This window comes from Pseudomonas sp. NBRC 111132 (genome assembly GCF_001320565.1).
Lineage (GTDB): Bacteria > Pseudomonadota > Gammaproteobacteria > Pseudomonadales > Pseudomonadaceae > Aquipseudomonas > Aquipseudomonas putida_P.
In genome coordinates, this window is record NZ_BCBI01000027.1 from 1 (window position 1) to 17484 (window position 17484).

16 protein-coding genes and 1 pseudogene are annotated in these 17484 nt (G+C 63.0%); 13 read left to right on the plus strand and 4 right to left on the minus strand.

Features of this window, described 5'->3' with window-relative positions; all coding sequences use genetic code 11:
- The first annotated feature begins 110 nt into the window (after positions 1–110).
- The 6 genes and pseudogenes from APH35_RS14500 (at position 111) to APH35_RS14520 (ending at position 6093) form a co-directional block, all read left to right on the plus strand.
- Positions 111–2069 (plus strand): DNA topoisomerase III, encoded by a 1959-nt coding sequence (locus APH35_RS14500; RefSeq protein ID WP_060515021.1) that lies wholly within the window; start codon positions 111–113, stop codon positions 2067–2069.
- A gap of 77 nt (positions 2070–2146) precedes the next feature.
- Positions 2147–3436, plus strand: a complete 1290-nt coding sequence (locus tag APH35_RS14505; RefSeq protein ID WP_060493994.1) for an NAD(P)/FAD-dependent oxidoreductase — start codon at positions 2147–2149, stop codon at positions 3434–3436.
- A gap of 81 nt (positions 3437–3517) precedes the next feature.
- The gene (locus APH35_RS14510; protein WP_060515022.1) at positions 3518–4348 is read left to right on the plus strand and encodes an alpha/beta fold hydrolase; all 831 of its coding nucleotides are present in this window, start codon (positions 3518–3520) and stop codon (positions 4346–4348) included.
- Positions 4349–4514: 166 nt separating this feature from the next.
- A pseudogene (locus APH35_RS29385) lies at positions 4515–4721 on the plus strand (RHS repeat-associated core domain-containing protein); the annotation flags it as partial.
- A gap of 105 nt (positions 4722–4826) precedes the next feature.
- Complete coding sequence (locus APH35_RS29390; protein WP_060515023.1) at positions 4827–5207, plus strand: hypothetical protein; 381 nt, start codon at positions 4827–4829, stop codon at positions 5205–5207.
- A gap of 106 nt (positions 5208–5313) precedes the next feature.
- Positions 5314–6093: a TSUP family transporter gene (locus tag APH35_RS14520; protein ID WP_012273229.1), complete on the plus strand. Its 780-nt coding sequence runs from the start codon at positions 5314–5316 to the stop codon at positions 6091–6093.
- Here the strand turns inward: APH35_RS14520 and nudC are convergent.
- On the minus strand, positions 6061–6891 hold the full coding sequence (gene nudC, locus APH35_RS14525; RefSeq protein WP_012273230.1) for an NAD(+) diphosphatase: 831 nt from the start codon (positions 6889–6891) through the stop codon (positions 6061–6063). The two genes, APH35_RS14520 and nudC, sit on opposite strands and share 33 nt — an antisense overlap.
- Positions 6892–6928: 37 nt before the next feature.
- Entirely contained in the window at positions 6929–7741 is an 813-nt protein-coding gene (locus APH35_RS14530; RefSeq protein WP_012273231.1) for a crotonase/enoyl-CoA hydratase family protein, read from the minus strand.
- 150 nt (positions 7742–7891) lie between these two features.
- On the opposite strand from APH35_RS14530, the gene nhaB reads away from it, so the two are divergent.
- The 6 genes from nhaB (at position 7892) to APH35_RS14560 (ending at position 12850) form a co-directional block, all read left to right on the plus strand.
- Entirely contained in the window at positions 7892–9394 is a 1503-nt protein-coding gene (gene nhaB / locus APH35_RS14535) for a sodium/proton antiporter NhaB (RefSeq protein ID WP_012273232.1), read from the plus strand.
- A gap of 130 nt (positions 9395–9524) precedes the next feature.
- Positions 9525–10142 (plus strand): dihydrofolate reductase family protein, encoded by a 618-nt coding sequence (locus tag APH35_RS14540; RefSeq protein WP_060515024.1) that lies wholly within the window; start codon positions 9525–9527, stop codon positions 10140–10142.
- Positions 10143–10220: 78 nt separating this feature from the next.
- Positions 10221–10766: a lipocalin family protein gene (locus APH35_RS14545; protein ID WP_012273234.1), complete on the plus strand. Its 546-nt coding sequence runs from the start codon at positions 10221–10223 to the stop codon at positions 10764–10766.
- An 84-nt stretch (positions 10767–10850) separates the two neighbouring features.
- Positions 10851–11297 carry an NUDIX hydrolase gene (locus APH35_RS14550; RefSeq protein ID WP_177335375.1) on the plus strand — a complete coding sequence of 149 codons (447 nt, stop codon included), beginning with the start codon at positions 10851–10853 and terminating at the stop codon, positions 11295–11297.
- 17 nt (positions 11298–11314) lie between these two features.
- On the plus strand, positions 11315–12274 hold the full coding sequence (locus APH35_RS14555) for a ribonuclease Z (protein ID WP_060515026.1): 960 nt from the start codon (positions 11315–11317) through the stop codon (positions 12272–12274).
- Positions 12275–12310: 36 nt separating this feature from the next.
- Positions 12311–12850, plus strand: a complete 540-nt coding sequence (locus APH35_RS14560) for an ATPase AAA (RefSeq protein WP_041166756.1) — start codon at positions 12311–12313, stop codon at positions 12848–12850.
- A gap of 18 nt (positions 12851–12868) precedes the next feature.
- Here the strand turns inward: APH35_RS14560 and APH35_RS14565 are convergent, their stop codons facing one another.
- A complete protein-coding gene (locus APH35_RS14565; RefSeq protein ID WP_012273238.1) occupies positions 12869–14152 on the minus strand; it encodes a Zn-dependent hydrolase in 1284 nt (427 codons plus the stop codon).
- A gap of 11 nt (positions 14153–14163) precedes the next feature.
- Positions 14164–15681, minus strand: coding sequence for an NCS1 family nucleobase:cation symporter-1 (locus tag APH35_RS14570; protein WP_012273239.1), 1518 nt, complete (start codon positions 15679–15681; stop codon positions 14164–14166).
- Between the two features lie 343 nt (positions 15682–16024).
- On the opposite strand from APH35_RS14570, the gene hydA reads away from it, so the two are divergent.
- Positions 16025–17464, plus strand: a complete 1440-nt coding sequence (hydA, locus tag APH35_RS14575; protein ID WP_012273240.1) for a dihydropyrimidinase — start codon at positions 16025–16027, stop codon at positions 17462–17464.
- Positions 17465–17484: the final 20 nt, after the last annotated feature.

Here is a 17484-nt window from a genome sequence, read left to right on the forward strand (position 1 = left end):
TGTATATCCTTGCTGACAAAAAACCTGTACATCCATCCAGATAAAACTTGCCTCCGCGCCCCTGCTTGCGCATCCTAGGGCCTATCAGCCCCGATAAAGCGTCCCCGGCCATGCGCCTGTTCCTCTGCGAAAAACCCTCCCAGGCAAAAGACATCGCCAAAGTGCTCGGCGCCAACCGCAAAGGCGACGGCTGCTGGCAAGGCACCGACGTCTGCGTCACCTGGTGCATCGGCCACCTGCTGGAAACCGCCCCGCCCGACAGCTATGACGAACGCTACAAGCGCTGGAACCTGGCCGACCTGCCGATCATTCCCGACAAGTGGAAGATGCTGGTCAAGCCCAAGACTGCCAGCCAGTTCAAGGCGGTCAAGCGCCTGCTCGGCGAAGCACGGGAGCTGGTGATCGCCACCGACGCCGACCGCGAAGGCGAAATGATCGCCCGCGAGCTGGTCGAGCATTGCCGCTACCGTGGCCCGGTGCAGCGCCTGTGGCTGTCGGCGCTGGATGACGCCTCCATCCGCAAGGCCTTGGCGCGCCTGCTGCCGGGCCATGAAACGTTCAACCTGTACCATTCGGCGCTAGGTCGCTCGCGCGCCGACTGGCTGATCGGCATGAACATGAGCCGGCTGTTCACCCTGCTGGGCCGCCAATCCGGCTACCAGGGCGTGCTGCCGGTGGGCCGGGTACAAACACCTACCTTGCGCCTGGTGGTCGACCGCGACCGCAGCATCGCCGATTTCGTGCCGGTGCCGTTCTGGGCCATCGAGGTGCAACTGGAACACGCCGCTCAGCGCTTCAATGCCCAATGGCGCGCCCCCGAAGACGCCTGCGACGACCAGGGTCGCTGCCTGAAGCAGGACCTGGCACAACAGGCCGCCACCGACATCGGCAATGCCGCCACTGCCCGGGCCGTCAAGGTAGCCACCGAGCGCGTCCGCGAAGCCGCGCCGCTGCCCTTCGACCTCGGCACCCTGCAGGAGCTGTGCTCGAAAAAATTCGGCCTGGGCGCCCAGGAAACCCTCGACATTGCCCAGGCCCTGTACGAAACCCACAAACTGATCACCTACCCGCGCAGCGATTGCGGCTACTTGCCGCAAAGCCAGCATGCCGAGGCACCCGCGATCCTCGCTGCACTGCAGCGAGCCGATGCCAGCCTCACGCCGCTGCAACCCTACCTCGAGCCGCAACGCCGCTCACGGGCCTGGAACGACGCCAAGGTCAGCGCCCACCACGGCATAATCCCCACTGCCGCCGCCAGTGACCCGTCGCGCCTGCCGGCCAAGCACAAGGCGGTGTATACCCTGATCCGCGCCCGTTACCTGGCGCAGTTCCTGCCCAACCATGAGTACGATCGTACCCAGGCCGACTTCGACTGCGCTGGCCATGCCCTGCGCGCGGTGGGCAAGCAAATTGTCGAACCGGGTTGGCGCCGTGCCCTGCCCGAAGCGCTGACGCCAGCCAAGGGTCGCGAAGCCCCACCGGCCCAGGTGCTGCCAGCGCTGTGCGAAGGCCAGGACTGCACAGTGCATGGCCTGCAGCTGAAAGACCTGTGGACCCAGCCGCCCAAGCCGTTCACCGAAGGCGACCTGATCAAGGCGATGAAGAACGTGGCCAAGCTGGTGGACGATCCACGACTGAAACAGAAGCTCAAGGAAACCACCGGCATCGGCACCGAGGCCACCCGCGCCAGTATTATCCAGGGCCTGCTCGACCGTGGTTACCTGGTGAAGAACGGCAAGGCATTGGCGGCCACGCCAGCAGCCTTCAGCCTGATCGACGCCGTGCCGCGCGCCATTGCCGACCCAGGCACCACGGCAATCTGGGAGCAGGCGCTGGACATGGTGCAAAGCGGTGAGATGAGCCTGGAAGAGTTCGTCGCCAGGCAGTCGACGTGGATGGGCAAGCTGGTCGAGCGGTGCAGTGGCATGCGCATGACAATCAGCGGGCCGGCGGCCGGGGCGGCGCCTCCCTGGAAAAAGAAGCGTCGCGGTGGCGGAAAAAGCAAAGCGGCTGGAAGCAAGGCTACCGCCAGCAAGCCGCGGCAGCCTCGGAAAAAGGCTTCAACCTGACCGTCACATTGGCACCATGAAATTTACATGCTAAGTTTTCATGAAAATAACCACAATAAATTTCATGGAAGCCCGGCATGTTCAAACAGTCCGCTCAGCACGTCGCCAGCTACTACGCCCAGACCTACCCCGCCAACATCCCATTACGCCCTACCCTGCAAGGCACCCACGACACCGACGTACTCATCATCGGCGCCGGCTTCAGCGGCCTGCACACTGCCCTGCGCCTGACTCAGGCCGGCAAGCGCGTCACATTGCTGGAAGCCAGCCGGGTTGCCTGGGCTGCCTCCGGGCGCAACGGGGGCCAGGCGCTGTTGGGTTGGTCGTGCGACATGCCGCCGCTGGAAAAAGCCCTGGGCATCGAACGTACCCAACGGTTGTGGGCCAGCATGTGCTGGGCCGCCGACGAAATGCGCGAACTGCCCCAGCGCCACGGCTTCGATATCGACTACCGGCTGGGCAGCCTGTGGACTGCTGTCATGCCGCGCCGAGTGAAAATACTTGAAGAAGCCCTGCACGAGGCCGAACACAAGTGGGGCTACGACGCCCTGCGCCTGATCGGCCGTGACGAGCTGCCGCAATGGGTCGACAGCCCGCGCTACCAGGCCGCGCTGTACGACGCCAAAGGGGCACACCTCAACCCGCTGAAACTGGCGCAAGGCCTGGCCAGCACCCTCGAGGCTGCTGGCGGGCGCATCTACGAGCAAAGCCAGGTGCTCAGTTACCACCAGGCTGGCGACGGCTTTGTCGCCCGTACCGACCACGGCGAAGTACGCGCCCAGGTGTTGGTGCTGGCCTGCAACGCCTACATCGACCGCCTCGATCGTGGTCTGTCGAGGCGCCTGTTGCCCGTTGGCTCCTACCAGGTAGCTACCGCGCCGCTGGACGCCGACTTGGCCCGTTCGCTGCTGCCGCGCAACAGCTGCGTGATCGACAACCAGTTCGTGCCCGACTACTTCCGCCTCACCCCAGACCACCGGCTGCTGTTCGGCGGTGGCTGCACTTATCTGGGGGGCATTCCCAAGGACGTCGCCAGCGCCACCCGCCCCTACCTGGAGCGGGTGTTCCCGCAACTGGCCGGGGTAGCCATCGACTATGCCTGGGGCGGCCATATCGACTGCAGCATCCAGCGCACCCCGGACGTCGGCCGCGAAGGCCAGCGCTACTGGCTGCAGGGCTTCTCCGGCCACGGCGTGCTGCCGACCCTGGCTGCAGCACGGGCCGTGAGCGACGCCATCCTCGGTGACGACGACCTGCTGACGCTGTACCAAGGGATCGACAACGGCCGGTTCCCCGGCGGCGATCTGCTGGCAGCACCACTGGAAGCTGCCGCCAAGGCCTGGTACAGAATGCGCGATCGCGTCTGAAGACGGCCGGGCGCTTGCTACGCTGAAATCTCTCCTATTCTCAATAGCTCCCTTAGGTGCCTGCACACAGGAGACCCGACCGTGAGCTATGTGACCATGAAGGATGGCGTACAGATTTTCTACAAGGACTGGGGCCCGCGCGATGCCCCGGTCATCCACTTCCACCATGGCTGGCCGCTCAGTGCCGATGACTGGGACGCGCAAATGCTGTTCTTCCTCGCCCAAGGTTACCGCGTGGTCGCCCACGACCGGCGTGGCCATGGCCGCTCCAGCCAGGTATGGGACGGGCACGACATGGACCACTACGCCGACGATGTGGCCGCCGTGGTCGCCCACCTGGGCACTCAGGGCGCTGTGCATGTCGGCCACTCGACCGGGGGTGGCGAGGTGGTGCGTTACATAGCCCGACACCCGGAAGACAAGGTGGCCAAAGCCGTGCTGATCGCTGCCGTACCGCCACTGATGGTGCAAACGCCCGGCAACCCAGGCGGCCTGCCCAAGGCGGTGTTCGACGGTTTCCAGGCCCAGGTGGCCAGCAACCGGGCGCAGTTCTACCGGGATGTTCCAGCCGGGCCGTTCTACGGCTACAACCGCCCCGGTGTCGAAGCCAGCGAAGGTATCATCGGCAACTGGTGGCGCCAGGGCATGATCGGTAGCGCCAAGGCCCATTACGACGGCATCGTGGCATTTTCCCAGACCGACTTCACGGAGGACCTGAAGGGTATCGAGCAGCCTGTGCTGGTGATGCATGGCGACGATGACCAGATCGTGCCGTATGAAAACGCCGGGGTGCTGTCGGCCAAGTTACTGCCCAATGGCACGCTGAAAATCTACAAGGGCTACCCGCATGGCATGCCGACTACCCATGCCGATGTGATCAACGCGGACTTGCTGGCGTTCATCCGTAGCTGATGCACCCAGCCTGTACCGGCCTTTTCGCGGGCGTGCCCGCGAAAAGGCCGGTACAGACAACACACTTATCTCTATATGCACCTGGCAAATCTACCAGTTGCACACCTACCCAATTTATTCGAGGGTAATCTCATTCAATCACCTCTCCCGCTAGAGGGCCCTGACCGTGCCAACAACAATTCATCAACAACTCTATACGGCTTACGGATATTGCAACACAGCCCTCGGCACTGCGTCCTTCCTGGGTTTCACAGGCCAACGTCAAGACACCGCTACAAATTGCTATCCTCTTGGCAATGGCTACCGTAATTACAGTCCTGCACTCAAGCGATTTTACTCACCTGACAGTGCAAGCCCCTTCGGGATAGGTGGAGTTAACGCCTACGCCTATTGCAACGGAGACCCAGTAAACCATCAAGATCCTTCAGGCCATGGACTGCTTTCCGCCTTGACATCACGTTTCAGGGGCAAAACAGTAATGCAACGTCGTGACAAGGCACTTGCAGCCATTGAAAAAAATCCAGCACTAAAAACATACCAAAACATCGCGGAATCAAGCGTAACAAAGGCAGAGCTAAAAAATATCTCAGACCTTGGCAAAGCCTTGGATAAATTTAATATCGCCATAGCGAATGGCGACGTCTCCATTGATGGTAACAGCATCAAATACAGCTCGATACTTGATCCCTTCGAACAATTAAGTTTTGATCAGCTTGAGCTCAAGATGCTGGAAAAAGAAATAATGCTGGACAGTCTCTTGTCAGCTTACCCTGCTCAGCAGTCCACATCTGGCACACCCTCTGCCGTGCGCTCACTGGCCAGCCCAACCTCAGCTAACAAATCCGCCAGGACAAGCTAGGTACAGGGTATGCGAAACCCACACTGACAATAACAGTCTAGAGGCTTTAACATAGCCGCTGAAGCACAGCTTTCTCGTGCTGCCTGCCCACTGCCTGAAGCCTCCCATGCCCTTCGAACTCACCGTAGAACCCCTAACTCTGCTGATACTGGCCCTGGTCGCCTTCGTCGCCGGTTTCATCGATGCTATCGCCGGTGGCGGCGGCCTGCTCACCACCCCGGCCCTGCTCACCGCCGGCATGCCGCCGCACCTGGTACTGGGCACCAACAAGCTCAGCTCCACCTTCGGCTCGGCCACCGCCGGTTTCACCTACTACAAGCGCAAACTCTTCCACCCGGCGCAGTGGCGCCCTGCCTTGTTCGCCACCTTGATCGGGGCACTGCTCGGCGCGGTCATCGCCCACTACATGCCCGCCGAATGGCTGAACAAGATGCTGCCGGTCATCGTCTTCGCCTGTGGCATCTACCTGCTGTTCGGTGGCACGCCCAAGGCGCCGCTGGATGCCGATGCCCCCATCAAGAAGAAGTGGCAAGTGCCGCAAGGCTTCACCCTGGGCTTCTACGACGGCGTGGCCGGCCCGGGTACCGGGGCGTTCTGGACGGTCAGCACCCTGCTGCTGTACCCCATCGACCTGGTCCGCGCCAGCGGCGTGGCGCGCAGCATGAACTTCGTCAGCAACATCGCGGCGCTGACGGTGTTCATCATTTCCGGGCAGGTGGACTATATCGTCGGCCTGTGCATGGGCCTGTCGGTGATGGTCGGCGCCTTCTTCGGCGCACGCACGGCGATCAGTGGCGGCAGCAAATTCATCCGCCCTGTGTTCATCACCGTGGTACTGGCGTTGACCGTTCGCCTAGCGTGGCAGCACTGGTTCGGGCAGGCCTAAGCGGCGCGCCACGTAGAGGTCGATCAGATACCGGGCAATGGAGCGCCCGGCCGGCAGCGGCGGCAGGTCGTGGACGCTGAACCACTGGGCGTCCTCGATCTCGTCCGGTTGCATGACGATATCGCCACCAGCGTACTCAGCATGGAAGCCGAGCATCATCGAATGCGGGAACGGCCAGCATTGGCTGCCGACGTACTGAATATTCTGCACCTCAACCGCCACTTCTTCTCGCACTTCACGCACCAGGCAGTCCTCGGCCGATTCACCCGGCTCTGCAAAACCTGCCAAGGTGCTGTACACCCCGGTGACGAAGCGTGGCGAACGCGCCAGCAGGATTTCATCGCCACGGGTCACCAAAACGATCATGCTCGGCGAGATGCGCGGGTAGCTGCGCAGGTCGCAGGGCTGGCAATACATTGCCCGCTCCCAGCGAATTTGCGTCATGGCCTGGCCGCAGCTGCCGCAGAAGCGGTGCTCGCGGGCCCAGGTGCCGATTTGCGCGGCGTAGCCCAGCACCTTGTAGGTGTCGAAGTCGCCTTCGAGCATGAAGGCGCGAAGGCCGCGCCAGCTGCAGCCGGGTACATCGGTGGCGCTGCGCAGTTCCAGCAGGAACACCGGCTGGCCGTCAAAATGGCCGATGCCGTGCTCGCACAGCACATCGAGGTCCTGGCGCTTGAGCCAGTCGCGGGGGAACAGCGCGCCGTTGGCGTCCACCAGAAACCCGTCCGGGCTGCGGGCCACGGCCAGCCCACCGGTGATTTGCGGGTCGAGTACTGCGGTAGTCCAGCGTGCTGACATGTCGGGGGGTTCCTTTACTGCGCGTCCCCCGGCCCGATCAGTCGGCGAACGTCGGTTTTTGTTTGCTCATGTGCGCCGCCACGGCCACGCGCAAGTCTTCGGATTGCAGCATCGCGGCGTTCCAGGTGGCGATGTAGTCCAGGCCATCGTCGATGCGATGGTCACGCATGTAGCTGAGCATTTCCTTGGTGCCGGCCACGGCGATTGGCGATTTTGCGGCAATTTCGCGGGCGATGGCAAAGACACCGTCCATCAGTGCGGCCTGATCATCATAAACCCGGTTGACCAGGCCTATGCGCAGCGCCTCGTCGGCCGCCACATTGCGCCCGGTGAAGGCCAGCTCACGCATCATGCCGTCGCCGATGATACGTGGCAAACGTTGCAGTGTACCGACATCGGCCGCCATGCCCATGTCGATTTCCTTGATCGAAAACTGCGCATCAACGCTGCAGTAACGCATGTCGCAGGCCGAGACAAGGTCGATAGCGCCGCCGATGCAATAGCCCTGCACGGCGGCCAGTACTGGCTTGCGGCACTTGTCCACGGCAGTGAACGAGGCCTGCAGGCGCTGGATGGTCTTGCGCAGGAAACGCGCATTGCGGCCCACGTCCTTGCCCATCTGCCCGGCCAGGGACGCCAGCATCATCAGGTCGATACCGGCAGAGAAGTGCTTGCCGGCACCGCTGACTACCACGGCGCGCACGGCATCGGTGTCGTCGATCCACTGGAAGATTTCGACGATCTCATCCCAGAAGGCCGCGTTCATCGCGTTGACCTTTTCCGGGCGGTTGATCTGAACGTGGGCGATGTTGTCGGTCAGTTCGACCTTGAATGCACTGTACTCGGTCACGGGCGGCACTCCTGCGGGTGAAAGGTTCATGGCCCGGATGTTAACCCAGCCCGATGACCGCACTTGTGCCAAAAGCGGGACTGCACGACTTGCCTAAGTCGTGCTGATACGGCACCGTGCGCCATCGCCGAATTATAAGGATACATATTCATGTCACGCTCCCTGACCGGCGCCCTCGCCCATGGCTTTCTGGGCCAGTCGCCGCTTTGGTACAAGGCGATTATCTGCCTGTTCCTGGTGCTCAACCCGCTGCTGCTGGTAACCGTAGGCCCGGTTGCGGCCGGCTGGGCACTGGTGCTCGAGTTCATCTTCACCTTGGGCATGGCGCTGAAGTGCTACCCGTTGATGCCCGGCGGCCTGTTGCTGGTCGAAGCCCTGCTGCTGCAAATGACCACACCACAGGCGTTGTACGAGGAACTGCAACACAACTTCCCGGTGATTCTGCTGCTCATGTTCATGGTGGCCGGCATTCACTTCATGAAGGAGCTGCTGCTGTTCCTGTTCTCGCGCATCCTGCTTGGGGTGCGCTCGAAGGCAATCCTGTCGCTGCTATTCTGCGTGCTGTCGGCGTTTCTTTCGGCGTTTCTCGATGCGCTGACCGTGACGGCGGTAATCATCAGCGCCGCCGTCGGCTTCTATGCGGTGTACCACCGCGTCGCGTCCGGGGCCAATCCGCGTGAAGACAGTGCACTGGACAGCGACCAGCAGGTCGCCCAGCTGCACCGCGAAGACCTCGACCAGTTCCGCGCCTTCCTGCGCAGCCTGCTGATGCATGGCGCGGTGGGCACCGCCCTGGGCGGGGTTTGCACGTTGGTGGGCGAGCCGCAGAACCTGCTGATCGGCCACGAAATGGGTTGGCACTTCGCCGATTTCTTCTTCAAGGTGGCCCCCGTGTCGCTGCCGGTGCTGGGTGCCGGCCTGCTGACCTGCGTGCTGCTGGAAAAGCTGCGCCTGTTCGGCTATGGCACGTTGATGCCCGAGCCGGTACGCCAGGTGCTGGCCGCCTATGCGGCCGAAGACGACGCCGCGCGCACTCAGGCGCAACGCATCGCACTATGGGTGCAAGGGCTCGCTGCGCTGATCCTGATCATCTGCCTGGGGCTGCATGTGGCCGAGGTCGGCCTGATTGGCCTGATGGTGATCGTGCTGATCACGGCCTTTACCGGTATCACCGACGAACACCGCCTGGGCCGTGCCTTCCAGGACGCCATGCCGTTCACTTCGCTGCTGGTGGTGTTTTTCGCCGTGGTCGCAGTAATTCACCAGCAGCAACTGTTCAGCCCCTTGATCAGCTGGGTGCTGACTCTGCCGACCGAGCAGCAACCGGGCATGCTGTACCTGGCCAACGGTTTGCTGTCGGCGATAAGCGACAACGTGTTCGTCGCCACTATCTATATCACCGAAGTGAAACAGGCATTTCTCAATGGCGGCATGAGCCGCGAGCATTTCGAAACGCTGGCGGTGGCGATCAACACCGGCACCAACCTGCCCAGCGTGGCGACGCCTAACGGGCAGGCGGCGTTTCTGTTTCTGCTGACCTCGGCGATTGCGCCGTTGATCCGACTGTCGTATGGCCGGATGGTGTGGATGGCGTTGCCCTATACCGTAGTGATGGGTGGGCTGGGATGGTGGGCAGTGACCTACTGGCTGTGAGTTTGTAACGGCCCTTTCGCGGGTGAGCCCGTGAAAGGGGCCGGCACAGGTCAACCCTGTCGATTTTGCCTTTTGCCATTCGACTACCCATGAAGGCCGCCACCCCCAGGCTGCCAACCGGAGAGTCCCCATGCGCAAACTCATCGTAGCCGCCTTCATCAGCCTCGACGGCGTCATGCAAGCCCCCGGTGGCCCGCAAGAGGACACCAGCGGCGGTTTCAGTTACGGCGGCTGGATCGTGCCCTACGCCGAAGAAGTCTTCGGCCAGGCCATGCAGGCATTGTTCAGCCAGCCCTTCGAGTTGCTGCTCGGCCGGCGCACGTATGACATCTTTGCTGGCTACTGGCCAAAAATAAAAGACGACTCGCAAGACTTCTCCATCGCCAACCTGTTCAACAGCGTACCCAAGCACGTAGCCACCCACATCCCTGCTACCCTCGAGTGGCACAACAGCCACCCGCTTGGCGGGGACGTAGCCGCAGCGGTAAGCGCACTTAAACAGCAAGACGGCGCCAACCTGCTGACCCAGGGCAGCGCCGACCTTGTGCAGCAACTGCTGGCGGCCGACCTGGTCGATGAACTGCAATTGTTGATCCACCCCTTGCTGCTAGGCCACGGTAAACGCCTGTTCGGCAATGATGCGGCAGCGGCGGCTTTCACCCTGCAGCACTGGGTGGTCTCACCCAAGGGCGTGGTCATCGCCCGCTACGTGCGCGCAGGTCAAGTGCAGACCGGCTCATTCGAATAAAGGTAAACGCGTACAACTTTTGCCCCGCGCCCGCATCGAAACACAGGTAAGCCCCCATCCGCCTCAAGGAGGTTCACCATGGCGCTACGTACCACGCTGCTGCTTTCCTGCATGACCCTGGCCCTGCTCGGCTGCGCTGGCAACGATCACCCGGCACCGCCGCGCACCCAGCAGGTGGACCTGCAACGCTATCAGGGCACCTGGTACGAACTGGCACGGCTGCCCATGTTTTTCCAGCGCAACTGCGTGCAGTCCGAGGCGCACTATGGCCTGCGTACCGATGGCCGCATCGACGTGACCAACCGCTGCAAGGAAAAGGACGGCCAATGGAATGAAGCCAAGGGCATCGCCGAGGCCCAGCAACCGGGCAGCACCGACAAGCTGTGGGTACGCTTCGACAACTGGTTCAGCCGCCTGGCACCGGGCCTGACCAAGGGCGAGTACTGGGTGCTGTACCACGACAAGGACTACCGCGTGGCGCTGGTCGGCCACCCCAACCGTGAGTACCTGTGGCTGCTTTCGCGCACGCCGGCGGTCACCGACCAACAGCGCGAGCAACTGTTGACGATCGCTCGCGAGCAAGGCTATGACACCAGCAAGCTCATCTGGCGCCAGGGCGACTAGCAGGCCGTCGACGGCAGGTGGCAATCGGGCTATGGTGTGCGCCCTTTATCGCCTCGAAGGAACGAGCCCGTGACGCCCCAACCGCTGCCAACACCGCGCATCCGCTTTCTTGCCCTGTGTGTGTTCCACCATCAGGGCAAGATCCTCGTCAACGTGTTCGACGACCCGTCCAGTGGGCAGACCCTGTGCCGCCCGCTGGGTGGCGGTATCGAGTTCGGTGAGCTGGGCCGCGACGCCATCGCCCGGGAAATCACCGAGGAGCTGGGCCAGCCGATCAGCGCGGTAAAACTGCTCGGCACCCTGGAAAGCCTGTTCACCTATGCCGGCAAGCCAGGGCATGAGATCGTGCAGGTGTATGACGCGCGCTTCGATGATGCCAGCCTGTACCAGCAAGACTGGCTTGACGGCCAGGAGTCCGACAGCAGCCCGTTCCGTGCGCGCTGGTGCGACAGCGCCGACTTCGCACGCATTGGCCCGCTGGTGCCACAAGGGCTGCAGGCCCTGCTGCGCGACCTGTCGCTGTTGAGCTGAAAAAGGGAACCTGAACCATGGACCTGCTGTTCCTTGGCACCTCTGCCGGGGTGCCGACCAAGGCACGCAATGTCAGCGCCACGGCCGTGATCGAAACCAACGGCAGCCACTGGTACCTGGTCGATTGCGGCGAAGGCACCCAACACCGGCTGTTGCATACGCCACTGTCGATCCGCGACCTGCGTGCAATCTTCATCACCCACGTGCATGGCGACCATTGCTTCGGCTTGCCCGGCCTGCTGGCCAGCGCTGGCATGAGCGGGCGCACCCAGCCGCTGGAGCTGATTTTGCCCGTCGCGCTGCACGACTGGGTACGCCAGGGCCTGGTGGCCAGCGACACGTTCCTGCCATTCGAACTGCGCTTGTTGGCCGTGGAGGAACTGGCCGAATGGCGCAACGAGGCCCTGCAGGTGACCACCGTGCAACTGTCGCACCGGGTGCCCAGCGTGGGCTTCGTGTTCACTGAACTCAACCCCGAACCCCGCCTGGACACCCAGCGGCTGCAAGCCGAAGGTATCCCCCGTGGCCCGCTGTGGGGCGAACTGGCCAAAGGCCTGACGGTGCAGCACGACGGGCAGTTGCTGGACGGTCACGACTACCTGCGCCCGTCACGCCCGCCACGGCGGGTGATCGTGTGCGGGGACAACGACAACCCCGAGCTGCTGGCCGACGTCGCCAAGGGTGCGGACGTACTGGTGCATGAGGCCACGTTCACCCAGGCGGTGGTCGAACGCACCGGGGTCACGTTCGGCCACAGCACCGCCGCTGCAGTGGCGCGCTTTGCCGAGGGCGCTGGTGTGCGCAACCTGGTACTGACGCATTTCAGCGCCCGTTACCAAAGCGACCCAAGGCGTAGCCCCAACATCGACAACGTGCGCGACGAGGCCCTCGCCCATTACAGCAGGCAGCTGACCCTGGCGCAGGACCTGCAGCGCTATCACCTTGGCCGTGATGGCTGTCTTGAGCCGGTCGGATGATTTAGCATGGCCGGTTTTTTCCAAAAGGACTTGGCCATGCAACGCATCGTGATACTGGGCAACGCCGGCAGTGGTAAATCCACCCTGGCCCGGCAGATTGGCGCACGGTTGGGGGCGCCCGTGGTGCACCTCGACACGCTGTTCTGGGAGGCCGGTTGGGTGGAGGCAGATGCCAAGACGTTCCGCGCCCGCGTGCGCGAAGCGGTTGCCGGGGAAGCCTGGGTATGTGAGGGCAACTATGCTCGCCGCACCTTCGACCTGCGCTTGCCCCGGGCCGACCTGGTCATCTGGCTGGATACGCCACAGCTGACGTGCCTGAAAAGGGTGATCCTGCGCAGTGTGCTGAACAAGCCACGCCCGGACCTGCCTGCTGGTTGCAGCGAGCGGCTGGACCGGGCGTTTCTGGAGTTTCTCAAGTTTGTGTGGACATTCGATCGGGGCTATCGGCCTGGGATCGAGGCGATGCGCCAGGCTGTCGGGCCGCAGGTGCCGGTGGTGCATGTGCAAGGTAGGCGACAGATTGAGGCGCTGCTGGCAGACCTCAGACAGCCTGTATCAACAGCGCGCGCCCAGTAGAGACGTTCGCCCGAGGTGCTATGCCGCCAACCGCCCGCTGGCAATCGCCTCCGACGCCGCCAGCATCGCCCGCAGCAACACCGCACATCCCGCTGCCAGGTCACCAGGCGTGGCGTTCTCGATCTCGTTATGGCTGATGCCGTTTTCGCACGGCACGAAGATCATCCCCGCCGGCCCCAGCTCGGCCAGGAAGATCGCGTCATGCCCCGCACCGCTGACGATGTCCATGAGCGGCAGGCCCAAGGCCTTGGCCGATTCGCGCACGGCATCGACGCAGCCTTTGTCAAAGTACAGCGCCGGGAAGTCGGCCGTGGGCACCAGCTCATGGCTCAGGCCATGCTTGGCGCAGGTCGCTTCGATCACCGCGCGTACCTCGGCAATCATCGCATTCAGCTGCTCGCCTTCGAGGTGACGAAAGTCCAGCGTCATGCGCACTTCGCCCGGGATCACGTTACGCGACCCTGGGTACGCCTGCAGACAACCTACCGTGCCACAGGCATGCGGTTGGTGGCCAAGGGCGGTGCGGTTGACCGCCTCCACCACGGCGGCAGCGCCTACCAGGGCGTCCTTGCGCAGGTGCATGGGCGTTGGGCCGGCGTGGGCTTCGACGCCGCGCAGGGTCAGGTCGAACCACTTCTGGCCCAGGGCGCCAAGGACCACGCCGATGGTCTTGGCCTGGTCCTCCAGAATCGGCCCCTGCTCGATATGCGCTTCGAAATAGGCCCCCACCGGATGGCCCAGTACCGCACGCGGGCCAGCGTAGCCGATGGCGTTCAACGCTTCGCCAACGCTGACACCCTGGGCATCGCGCTTGGCCAGGGTGTCCGCAAGGGTGAACTTGCCGGCGAACACGCCTGAACCCATCATGCAGGGCGCAAAACGTGAACCCTCCTCGTTGGTCCACACCACCACTTCCAGCGGTGCTTCGGTTTCCACGCCCAGGTCGTTGAGGGTGCGGATCACCTCCAGCCCGGCCATCACCCCGAAGCAGCCATCGAACTTGCCGCCGGTGGGTTGGGTGTCGATATGGCTGCCGGTCATCACCGGTGGCAGCTTGGGGTTACGCCCAGGGCGGCGGGCGAAGATGTTGCCGACCGCGTCGATACTGACCGTGCAACCAGCGGCCTCGCTCCACTGCACGAACAGGTCTCGAGCCTGGCGGTCGAGGTCGGTCAAGGCCAGGCGGCAGACGCCGCCCTTGGCGGTGGCACCGAGGCGCGCCAGGTCCATCAGCGATTGCCACAGCCGGTTGCTGTCGACGTGCTGGGCGGTGGTCTTCAGGATCTCTTTGACGGGGGTCACGGGTATCTCCTTCAGGCTTTTTTTGTTGTTGGTGCGGGCCTCTTCGCGGGCAAGCCCGCTCCCACTGGGTTGCGTGCCGCCAGGCCGGCGAAGACGTAGTACAGCGCCCCACCCAGCAGCGAGCCGGTAAACCAGCCGTAGTCGTAGAACCAGCTGAAACTGCTGTTGCCAATTGCCAACACCGTCAGCCCCACCGGCAAGGCGAAGGCGGCAAACCCGGCCCAGTTCCACGCCGGGTACACGTCGTCGCGGTACAGCCCAGCCAGGTCCAGCTGCTGCCGGCGGATCAGGAAGTAGTCCACCACCATGATCCCGGCAATCGGCCCCAGCAGGCTGGAATAGCCCAGCAGCCAGTTGGAATACACGCTCTCAAGGCTCAGGTCGGAGACGATCAACCCCAGCTTCTTCAGCAGCTCATGGCCCATCAAGGCCAGGCCGATGAAGCCAGTCAGCCATACCGCGCGGCTGCGCCCGATCAGCCGAGGGGCGATGTTCTGGAAGTCGTTGGTCGGCGACACGATGTTCGCCGCCGTGTTCGTCGACAGCGTGGCGATCACGATCAGCGCCATGGCCAGGGCCACCCAGAACGGGCTGTGGATCTTGCCGATCAGGCTGACCGGGTCGGACACCGTTTCGCCCACCAGCGACGCCGAGGCGGCGGTCAGCACCACACCTAGCGAAGCGAACAGGAACATGGTCAGCGGCAAGCCGAAGATCTGCCCAAGAATCTGGTCCTTCTGGCTGCGGGCGTAGCGGCTGAAATCGGGAATGTTCAGCGACAACGTGGCCCAGAAGCCGACCATGGCGGTAAGCCCGGCGCAGAAGTAGCTGACCACGCTCGCCCCTTCGGGGCGCTTGGGCGGCTGCGCCAGCAGTTCGGTCATCGACATGTGCGGCAAGGCCCAGAACAGCAGGCCGACGCCCACCGCCACCAGCAGCGGTGCCGAGAGGGTTTCCAGCCACTTGATCGACTCGGCGCCGCGCAGTACCACCCACAGGTTCAGGCACCAGAAAATCATGAAGCCAATCACCTCACCGGTGCCCTCCAGGGCCTTCCAGCCGTCGAACACCGAGCCGAGGAACAGGTGAATGGCCAGCCCGCCGAACAGGGTCTGGATACCGAACCAACCACAGGCGACTACCGCGCGAATCAGGCACGGTACGTTGGAGCCCAGGATGCCGAACGACGAGCGCAGCAACACCGGGAACGGTATGCCGTACTTGGTACCGGGGAAGGCGTTGAGGGTAAGCGGTATCAGCACGATCACGTTGGCCAGCAGGATTGCCAGCAACGCTTCGCCGACACTGAGGCCAAAGTAGGCGGTGAGCACGCCGCCCAAGGTGTAGGTGGGTACGCAGATGGACATGCCTACCCACAGGGCGGTGATGTGCCATTTGTTCCAGGTGCGCTGATGCACCTTGGTCGGTGCGATGTCGTGGTTGTAGCGCGGGCTGTCGAGGACATCGCTACCCTCGGACAGCTCGAACAGGCCATTTTGCTCGACCACTTCCGATCTGCTCTGTTGCATGGGGCCTTCTCCAGATTTTCTTGTAGTTGTTTGCTCATCGGGCTAATTCGATGGCCGGAGTACACACGCGCATTGGTGCTTAGAAATCTTGACCAGAATTCCATCTTGTCAAGTAAGTCAAAAACCTCTGAAAGCCCCGCAGTCAGCAGGTCATTAAAAAATAAATGTTAAATATCAAATAGTTAAAGACCACAAATTTAATGAGAAAATTTTCTTGCTGATTTCCAGATCAGCATCTAGCCTCGAATCTTGTCAGGACTGACAGGATTAACCGCCCTGCCTGCCTGCACCCAAGACAATTCCAAGAACCGGCCAAGACCGGTCAGCCTGCGAGGAAAACGGCATGTCCCTGTTGATCCGTGGCGCCACCGTGGTTACCCACGAAGAGAGTTACCCCGCCGATGTCCTGTGTGCCGATGGCCTGATTCGCGCCATCGGGCAAAACCTCGAACCGCCCACCGACTGCGAGATTCTCGATGGCAGCGGCCAGTACCTGATGCCCGGCGGCATCGACCCGCACACCCATATGCAGTTGCCGTTCATGGGCACCGTGGCCAGCGAGGACTTCTTCAGCGGCACCGCTGCGGGCCTGGCCGGCGGCACCACATCAATCATCGACTTCGTCATCCCCAACCCGCAGCAATCCTTGCTTGAGGCCTTCCACACCTGGCGCGGCTGGGCGCAGAAAAGCGCCAGCGACTACGGCTTCCACGTCGCCATCACCTGGTGGAGCGAGCAGGTGGCCGAAGAGATGGGCGAGCTGGTGACCCAGCATGGGGTGAACAGCTTCAAGCATTTCATGGCCTACAAGAATGCGATCATGGCCGCCGACGACACCCTGGTGGCCAGCTTCGAGCGCTGCCTGCAACTGGGCGCGGTGCCCACCGTGCATGCCGAGAACGGCGAGCTGGTGTACCACCTGCAGAAAAAGCTGCTGGCCCAGGGCCTGACCGGGCCAGAGGCACATCCCCTTTCGCGCCCTTCGCAAGTGGAAGGTGAAGCGGCCAGCCGCGCCATCCGCATTGCCGAAACGATTGGTACACCGCTGTATGTGGTGCATATTTCCAGCCGTGAAGCGCTGGATGAAATCACCTATGCGCGCGCCAAGGGCCAGCCGGTTTACGGCGAAGTCTTGCCTGGCCACCTGCTACTGGACGACAGCGTTTACCGTGACCCGGACTGGGCCACCGCCGCCGGTTATGTGATGAGCCCGCCGTTCCGCCCACGCGAACATCAGGAGGCGCTGTGGCGCGGCCTGCAATCGGGCAACCTGCACACCACCGCCACCGACCACTGCTGTTTCTGCGCCGAGCAGAAAGCCATGGGGCGCGACGACTTCAGCCGCATCCCCAACGGCACCGCCGGTATCGAAGACCGCATGGCGGTGCTGTGGGATGCAGGGGTCAACAGCGGGCGCCTGTCGATGCACGAGTTCGTCGCACTCACCTCCACCAACACGGCGAAAATCTTCAACCTGTTCCCGCGCAAGGGCGCCATCCGCGTGGGTGCCGATGCCGACCTGGTGCTGTGGGACCCAGAGGGCACCCGCACCATCTCCGCCCAAACCCACCACCAGCGGGTGGACTTCAACATCTTCGAAGGCCGCACCGTGCGCGGCATCCCCAGCCACACCATCAGCCAGGGCAAGGTGCTCTGGGCCGACGGCGACCTGCGCGCCGAAGCCGGCGCAGGGCGGTATGTGGAACGGCCGGCGTATCCGTCGGTGTATGAGGTGCTGGGGCGCAGGGCCGAACAGCAGCGGCCGACGCCCGTTCAGCGCTAAGCCATTGGGGCTGCTGCGCA

Excerpts from the sequence above, each read along its gene's own strand:
- APH35_RS14545 (WP_012273234.1), top strand. The coding sequence starts at position 10,221 with ATGGCGCTACGTACCACGCTGCTGCTTTCCTGCATGACCCTGGCCCTG.
- APH35_RS14540 (WP_060515024.1), top strand. The coding sequence starts at position 9,525 with ATGCGCAAACTCATCGTAGCCGCCTTCATCAGCCTCGACGGCGTCATG.
- hydA (WP_012273240.1), top strand. The coding sequence starts at position 16,025 with ATGTCCCTGTTGATCCGTGGCGCCACCGTGGTTACCCACGAAGAGAGT.
- APH35_RS14570 (WP_012273239.1), bottom strand. The coding sequence starts at position 15,681 with ATGCAACAGAGCAGATCGGAAGTGGTCGAGCAAAATGGCCTGTTCGAG.
- APH35_RS14500 (WP_060515021.1), top strand. The coding sequence starts at position 111 with ATGCGCCTGTTCCTCTGCGAAAAACCCTCCCAGGCAAAAGACATCGCC.
- nhaB (WP_012273232.1), top strand. The coding sequence starts at position 7,892 with ATGTCACGCTCCCTGACCGGCGCCCTCGCCCATGGCTTTCTGGGCCAG.
- APH35_RS14560 (WP_041166756.1), top strand. The coding sequence starts at position 12,311 with ATGCAACGCATCGTGATACTGGGCAACGCCGGCAGTGGTAAATCCACC.
- APH35_RS14505 (WP_060493994.1), top strand. The coding sequence starts at position 2,147 with ATGTTCAAACAGTCCGCTCAGCACGTCGCCAGCTACTACGCCCAGACC.
- APH35_RS14520 (WP_012273229.1), top strand. The coding sequence starts at position 5,314 with ATGCCCTTCGAACTCACCGTAGAACCCCTAACTCTGCTGATACTGGCC.
- APH35_RS29390 (WP_060515023.1), top strand. The coding sequence starts at position 4,827 with ATGCAACGTCGTGACAAGGCACTTGCAGCCATTGAAAAAAATCCAGCA.
- APH35_RS14555 (WP_060515026.1), top strand. The coding sequence starts at position 11,315 with ATGGACCTGCTGTTCCTTGGCACCTCTGCCGGGGTGCCGACCAAGGCA.
- nudC (WP_012273230.1), bottom strand. The coding sequence starts at position 6,891 with ATGTCAGCACGCTGGACTACCGCAGTACTCGACCCGCAAATCACCGGT.